The following is a 2060-nucleotide window of genomic DNA, read 5'->3' as shown; positions in this document are numbered from 1 at the left end:
GTGTGGGAATATACAAATTAAATGCGTCACCACGATCGAGAGATAATCTTAATGCTCAGGACTAAATTGTAGAATGCATTAAACTAATAACGCACCCTACGCGATCGCTCGTGCTGCTGCAAAGCAGATCGCGATAAAATCTATCTAGATGAGGAGAAGCCTTTCGCCTATTGCACAAGTAACACTCGGAAAAAATCCCTGGCACTTGGGGATAGCTAGTAGGCCAGGGTGATACCAACATTTTTCCCTTCTATCTTCACAGGAAGTTGATCCCATCGGAACGCCAAATTCTTAATCTTTACAGAATCTTTAAAAAAATCGGAGTATTCTTCATCATAACTTCATAAAGAGAACGTCACAGGTAACGGAAAATCACAAGATCGGGACTTATGCCGCGACACCATATATAGTCGGAATGGTGCGTTAGCCTTGGCTAACGCACCCTACAAATAGATGCTTTGCGTAAGTCATGAAGATGCTCAATCGCTTACCTCATTTAGGGAAACCCCTAGGTTTGCTGCTTTTGCTACTTGAGGTGCAGTTAGCAGTCAGACAAAAGCCAGTGGCGGCTCAAGTCAAGCAGCCAATCGCAATAGAAGAATCTCAGGATATTTGCCCTGCCAATTTGCCCCAAGCAATTGAGTCCATCACCAATCGTCCGGAATTTCGCTATGCTCGTTGGGGGATATTAATCCAAACCCAATTCACTCAAGCCATTCTCTACAGCCACGATCGCGATCGCTATTTTATCCCAGCCTCCAATATAAAATTGCTCACCACTGCCGCCGCTTTACATCGACTCGGAGCTAACTTTCAGATTAGAACATCTGTTTATGGCAGTAATACAGAGATAAATTTGCTCCCATCCCCCCCACTCCCCCTCATCCCCAATCAAGTTACCGAGAAAACCATAAAATTATTGCGTCTAGTAGGCAGAGGCGATCCCAGTTTGAGCGACTCTCAATTGAGAGACTTAGCACAACAGCTAAAACGTCGCGGCATTAGTCACATCCAAGAGCTTAGGGTAGAAGAAGGTTACTTTAGCCAACCCACAATCAACCAGACTTGGGAATGGGGAGATATCTCCACCGACTACGGCACATCAGTAAATAGCCTCATTCTGAATCAAAATGCCGCATCACTAACTCTATCGCCTCAATCTTTAGGACAACCCCTACAAGTCACATGGGGAGATGCCATTGCAGGGGCACAGTGGAATATAGAAAATAATACAGTCACCTCCGAAGCAAACTCGTCAGATTTTATTGAAATTAGTGGTATTTTAGGAAAACCGATATTGCAACTGCGGGGTCAATTGCCAGTAAATGGAGAAGCGATAACAACTGCTGTCGCAATTCTAGACCCAAGCGAGTATTTTTTAGCACATTTTCAGAATATCTTAGCCACTGAAGGAATTAAAGTGGAAAATGCTACTGTCTCATCTAATATAGATCCTCAAGGTGAACCAGAATTAGCCGCTGTTGAATCTCCATCCCTGGCGGCACTCTTGGTAGAAACCAATCAAAATAGTAACAATCTCTATGGAGAAGCCTTATTGCGCACCCTGGCTTCAGTTACCCAAGTTAACAAAACCGAATCAACCGCAGAAGCCGGAATTCAACAGGTAAAAGCCACCCTTACTGAATTAGGAGTTAATCCAGAAAGCTATATCCAAGCAGATGGTGCAGGATTATCTCGCCAGAATCTAGTCACTCCCGCCGCTTTAGTGAAAACCCTTCAGGCAATGGCAGAAACTCCAGAAGCTGATATTTATAGAGCATCTCTATCTGTTAGTGGTGTTAGTGGTACTTTAAGTCGCCGCTTTCGGGATACAGCAGCTCAGGGTATTCTACAAGGGAAAACTGGAACTATGACAGGTATATCAGCTCTTTCTGGATATTTGGATACTCCTAATTACCAGCCCTTAGTCTTCAGTATTATTCTAAATCAAGGGAATCAGCCGTCTGCCAACCTCCGTCAGGCAATTGATCAAATCGTTTTGCTCTTGACTCGCTTGCATTCTTGTTAAGGTTGGGGAGTGGGGAGTGGGTTTTTTGGAG

At 44.1% G+C, this 2060-nt stretch carries 1 protein-coding gene; it reads left to right on the top strand.

What is annotated here, in order from left to right; translation table 11 throughout:
- The first annotated feature begins 475 nt into the window (after window positions 1-475).
- On the top strand, window positions 476-2029 hold the full coding sequence (gene dacB / locus NJ959_RS28905; RefSeq protein ID WP_254015210.1) for a D-alanyl-D-alanine carboxypeptidase/D-alanyl-D-alanine endopeptidase: 1554 nt from the start codon (window positions 476-478) through the stop codon (window positions 2027-2029).
- Window positions 2030-2060: the final 31 nt, after the last annotated feature.

The organism is Limnofasciculus baicalensis BBK-W-15, assembly GCF_024178385.1.
GTDB lineage: Bacteria > Cyanobacteriota > Cyanobacteriia > Cyanobacteriales > Coleofasciculaceae > Limnofasciculus > Limnofasciculus baicalensis.
The sequence above is the reverse complement of the archived record's forward strand: the minus strand, read 5'-3'. Positions and strand labels throughout refer to the sequence as shown.